The 1,640-nt window shown below is 69.9% G+C and carries 2 protein-coding genes; both read left to right on the top strand.

The genetic code is table 11. The annotated features are described in order from the left end of the window. Positions 1-251: 251 nt before the first annotated feature. Positions 252-1,115: a hypothetical protein gene (locus ACT84W_RS08505; RefSeq protein WP_444328896.1), complete on the top strand. Its 864-nt coding sequence runs from the start codon at positions 252-254 to the stop codon at positions 1,113-1,115. An 87-nt stretch (positions 1,116-1,202) separates the two neighbouring features. Beyond that, a partial coding sequence (locus tag ACT84W_RS08500) for a hypothetical protein (RefSeq protein WP_444328895.1) occupies positions 1,203-1,640 on the top strand: 438 nt, incomplete at its 3' end.

Genomic DNA, 1,640 nt, shown 5'->3' with positions numbered 1-1,640 from the left:
CTATTCTTCTGATAACGGCCGATTCAAGGAGAGGCGACGTGGGGTGACCAGGCCATCCAAAAGCCCGCAGGAGTCCGGCAAGCCGCCCCGCGCGGCCGTGGCCGCCTGCGCCCTTGCGGGGCTCTGTGCCCTTTTGCTCATGGCCGCCGCGGTCGTGCTCGGCCCTCCCCCCTGCGGAGGGCTTCGCCTCGGAGCGGGAGGCCGCAGTCCTGGCGAGCCCCGCAGGCTGGCTGCTCGATCGCGCCGTTCACATGCGCATCGCCCTCGTCGCGTTCTCGCTTTGGGGCGTGACCGCTTGGCTGCGCTGCCCGGACGCCGAGGTCAGGCACCTTCTTGCCGCCGTGGCCGGGCTGCTCGCCCTGTGGATGGCGCTGGTCATCGTCAAGTGGAAGGTCGCCGACATTGGGCTCGGGACCTTGCTGTGGTACGCGTACTACATCCCCATGGCGCTTCTGCCCGTGTCCTGCGCGGCCATAGGCGCGCGGACGGCGGGCCTCGCATCTCGGCCCCCGGTCCGTCGGGCGCTCCGCGCCGCCCTGGCGGTCTCCTGCGCGCTCGCGCTGCTCGCCCTCACCAACAACCGCCACCAGGCCTTCTTTCTGTTCGACGAGCCGACGCCCGGGATGATCGGGGACTACACCTACGGCTGGGCGCACGCCGTGTTCCTCGTCTGGTCGGTGCTGTGCTACGCGGCGTTCTTCGCGAGCCTCGCCTATGCCGCGCGGCGGCGCCTCCGGCTCATGCTCGCCCCCGTCGTCGGAGTCGCTCTGGTGGGAATCGCCTACTGCGTGGCCTACGTGCTCAGGTTCGAGGCGATCTTGGGCCTCAACTTCTCGCTCACCTATGCCCTGGTGCTGGTCTGCGCCCTGGAGCTCTCGCTCGACCTCGGGCTCATACCTTCCACGGTCTTCCTCAGCCGCACCTTCGACGCCCTGCCGCTGGACCTCGCCATCGTCTCGCGCGAGGGCGAGACGTTCCGCGCGACACGCGCCGCGCGCGGGCTTTCGGGAGCGACGCGCGGCGTTCTCGCCTCATCCGCCCCGCGAAGCCTCTCTTGGTCCGAGCCCGACGACGCGGACACGCGCCACCATGCGTGGCCCATCTCGGGCGGCTGAGCGCACCTCGCGCAGGACGTCTCGGGCCTCAACCGCGTCAGGGGAAGCCTCGCCGCGCGGTCATCGGAGTTGGCGCGCAGGAACGCCATGCTCGAGAACGAGCGGCAGATCTCGCAAGCGACGTCGAGCCTCATGGCGGAAGAGCGCCTGGTGGACGAGGTCGAGGCGGCGCTCTCCGTCTCGCTCGCGCGCGTCGCCGACATATTGTCCTCTCTCCCCGCAAAGAAGGACGCCCCGCCCGCCGTCAGGCGCAAGGAGCTCGAGCGGGTGTGTACCCTCATCGCCTACTGCAAGCGCAAGGGCAGCCTCGTGCTCGCGGAGCAGGCGGACCCGGAGCTGGACTGCGACCGGATCCGGCTCATCGCGAGCGAGCTCGCGGGCGACCTGCGCGCCGTCGGCATCGACTGCGCCGCCGTGGTCGACCTTGCCCACCCCCTCCCAGCGCAGGAGATGAGCGTCATCTACGACTGCATCTACGACTTCGCGTTCGTCGCGTTCGAGAGCGAGGACCCCGTGCTCATGTAC

The sequence above is a fragment of the Paratractidigestivibacter sp. genome (genome assembly GCF_052362415.1).
GTDB lineage: Bacteria > Actinomycetota > Coriobacteriia > Coriobacteriales > Atopobiaceae > Paratractidigestivibacter.
Note: the sequence above shows the minus strand (reverse complement) of the source record. Positions and strands in the feature narration are given on the sequence as shown.